Source organism: Ruminobacter sp. RM87 (assembly GCF_000701925.1).
GTDB classification, from domain to species: Bacteria; Pseudomonadota; Gammaproteobacteria; order Enterobacterales; family Succinivibrionaceae; genus Ruminobacter; species Ruminobacter amylophilus.
Genome location: NZ_JNKD01000099.1, coordinates 1 through 3,208 on the forward strand (window position 1 = coordinate 1; position 3,208 = coordinate 3,208).

The 3,208-nt window shown below is 34.0% G+C and carries 3 protein-coding genes; all 3 read right to left on the minus strand.

Features of this window, described 5'->3' with window-relative positions; genetic code table 11:
• Positions 1-511: 511 nt before the first annotated feature.
• Positions 512-1,429 (minus strand): transglutaminase family protein, encoded by a 918-nt coding sequence (locus tag T489_RS0112055; RefSeq protein WP_051622120.1) that lies wholly within the window; start codon positions 1,427-1,429, stop codon positions 512-514.
• The gene (locus tag T489_RS0112060; protein ID WP_031580262.1) at positions 1,429-2,367 is read right to left on the minus strand and encodes an alpha-E domain-containing protein; all 939 of its coding nucleotides are present in this window, start codon (positions 2,365-2,367) and stop codon (positions 1,429-1,431) included. Before T489_RS0112060 ends, T489_RS0112055 begins: the two co-directional genes overlap by 1 nt.
• Positions 2,357-3,208: circularly permuted type 2 ATP-grasp protein (locus T489_RS0112065; protein ID WP_031580263.1), on the minus strand; the 852-nt coding region annotated here is incomplete at its 5' end. The genes T489_RS0112060 and T489_RS0112065, both read right to left, overlap by 11 nt.

The following is a 3,208-nucleotide window of genomic DNA, read 5'->3' on the forward strand; positions in this document are numbered from 1 at the left end:
GCATCCATTTCGGCATTAAGCATCTTCTCAAAAATAGGTCCAAAGACGTCCTTTAAGGCTTCATTAACGTCCTTAGCATTTTGTACGTCATAATTTCTGCAATTTTTTCAGCAGCTGGATTTCGCTTAATATCTTTTTTGGCCATATTCATATAACTCCAATCAAGTCTTTAATATTAACAGACTTAACAGGAATACACGAATTTTATGTCACCCCCAAAAAAAAGGTCTTATACCTGCCATAACTAAATTTATCCTAAATTAATTTTTCAGTATAAAACCATTAAATGAGATCGATTAATAGTATATTTTTTAACCAATGAGATATATGTCACAAAATTTAAATTTAATCGATCGCTTTTTGATCTACCATATTCTTAATTCAACTGCGGAATGTCGGTTTTAACAAGAGCCAAATTTATTATGTTTGCAAATTCATAAATTTGCTTGAATTGATAGATAAAAAAATGGAGATCTAAACCAATCTCCATTTTTCAATTATAAACACTATACTAATTAATATTGAAGAAAACCATACTATTTAAAAAGGATCTTTTGAACATCATTTGCTGTTGTTGCTGACCTCCTTGCTCTTTAGTATCAAGCTCCATTTTATCAACGAAAGTGAACTCATCATTTAAAGGTGTATCATTTAATAAATTTACTTGAGTATACGTATCTAGAACTTCAGCACCACCTCCTGTTCTAATACCTCTAATTGGACAAGCTTCCTGATAGTCGAGGCCTATAGCAACCTTAACATGTCTACTTGGAGCAAATAATAAATTTGATACATCATAAGTGTGCCAACCTCCATCATACCAAGCTTCAGCCCAGGCATGAGAGGCAATATGGCCAGCGTCATCCGAAAATAAATAACCACTTACATAACGAGCAGGAATTCCTCTCAATCTACAACAAGCAATAAATACTTGTGTATGATCTTGACATACTCCATGACCTGCTGCAAATGCATCCTCTGCACAAGTATGAGAATCCGTCACACCTTTATCATAAGGTATTACATTCAAGATAGATCTTGCCATATCTTGTAAAGATTCTGTAATTGAACGCATATCACTCATATATGGTTTTACAAAATCTTTAATTTTTTCACCAGCTGAAGTTAATTTAGTATTTCGTAGAAATAATAAAGGATTAATTCCACCATCACCTAATACTTCAAGTCCATTAATCTCTACTCGTCCACTAGCTTTAAATGTAAGATCTTTATGTTTTTTATCAATACTAATTACATTAAGGACATTTCCATAACCATCAGTCATTGTTTGTACATTACCAGGAACATCTAGATTCCATTCTAAAACTCTTTGATTAGACAAAGTAATAGGTGTTAATCGTAAATATTCAAGTGAAGTCACAGGTGTTGAATAATGGTACTTTGTACAGTGTTCAATATTAAAAATCATTATGCAACCTCCAAATAAGCTCGATGAATTGCGATACCAATGTGGCTCATTCGAGTTAAAAACCTATTCAAAAACTGTCCTAAGCCGTTATTCATGCATTGCTCGATTGTTGAATAGGATAAAGAAGCATTCAACTCTGCAGTAAGGCGCTTAGGAATAAGACCAAGATCCCCTTCAATCGAAGTTAGACAATTATTCAATTCCTTAGTACATGAAACTAAAGATCTAGGTAAACTCTTAGAGAGAATTAGTAATTCTGCAACATTTTCTGGAATAACTGCATCTCCATATGAAGTATGGTATGCAACGTTTGCAGACATTGCTCTTAATAATGAAGTCAATTGATAATAATCAATAGCATTGTCCTGAATTTTCTTTTTCTTTTCTGGTGCAAATTTTACAATCATTGCACGTGCTGTATTATCAGCTCTTTCTACCATGTGACCAGCCATAGTAAAATTATATGCATCATTTCTCTGCATAGTAGACATCATTGCACCGAAATATAATTGGTAATGCTCCAAAATATTATCGAAGAATGATTCACTATTATCTCGTGTTAATCCGTTCTTTAGAAAAGCGTTCATAGATAAGTAAGCTTCATTCAAACATTCCCAAATATCTGAAGTAATGGTACCTCTTACCGCATGAGCATTTTCTCTTGCAAGGGTTAAAGATCTAGCTATAGATCCTGGATTTCCTTCACTACAAATAAAAAATTTACATATATTATCGTAGGTAATTTCGTCGCCAATAATATCAGCGTAAATATCTGAAAGACCTGTGATATCTAAAGGAGATTTTAATTCTGAAGTGCCTCCTCTAGATTCTGGCATAAGAGCAAAAGTTCTTGCTACATTCATAATACGTGTAACATTCTCTGCTCGTTCAATATATCTTGCCATCCAAAATAGATGAGATGCTGTTCTACTTAACATTTGTATCCTCCAAAACCCAAGTATCCTTTGTACCGCCACCTTGTGATGAATTTACAACCAAAGATCCTTTTTTAAGAGCCACTCTAGTAAGTCCTCCAGGAACGACTTTAATACCCTGCGGTGATGACAAGACAAATGGTCTTAAATCAATATGTCTTGGTGCAATACCCTCCTCAACAAAAGTTGGACAAGTAGAGAGAGTTAATGTTGGTTGTGCAATATAATTATCAGGTTTTGCTTTTAATTTATCTCTAAATTCTTCTAATTGCTTTTTACTCGCATGAGGTCCTACAAGCATTCCATATCCACCGGATCCATGAACCTCTTTAACAACTAGTTCTGATAAATGCTCTAGAACATATTGCAAATCATTTTGTTTACGACAAAGATATGTTGGAACATTTTTTAATATTGGTTCAGATTGCAAATAATAACGAATCATTTCATCAACATAAGGATACACAGATTTATCATCAGCAATACCAGTACCAAATGCATTAGCAAGAACAACATGCTGTTGTCTATAAACTGATGAAATACCAGGAACACCTAACATTGAATCTGGATTAAAATTAAGAGGATCCATAAAATCATCATCTACTCTTCGATAAATTACATCTACACGCTTAGGCCCCTTTGTTGTTCTCATATAAACATAACCATCGCGAACGAATAGGTCAGCCCCCTCAACAAGATCAACGCCCATCTGTTGAGCTAAAAAGGAGTGTTCAAAATAAGCACTATTGAAGCAACCAGGTGTCATAACAACTACACAAGGATTTTCAACTGGAGATGATTGTTTTAAAGACAATATGAAACGACCTCCACGAATGAATGCAAA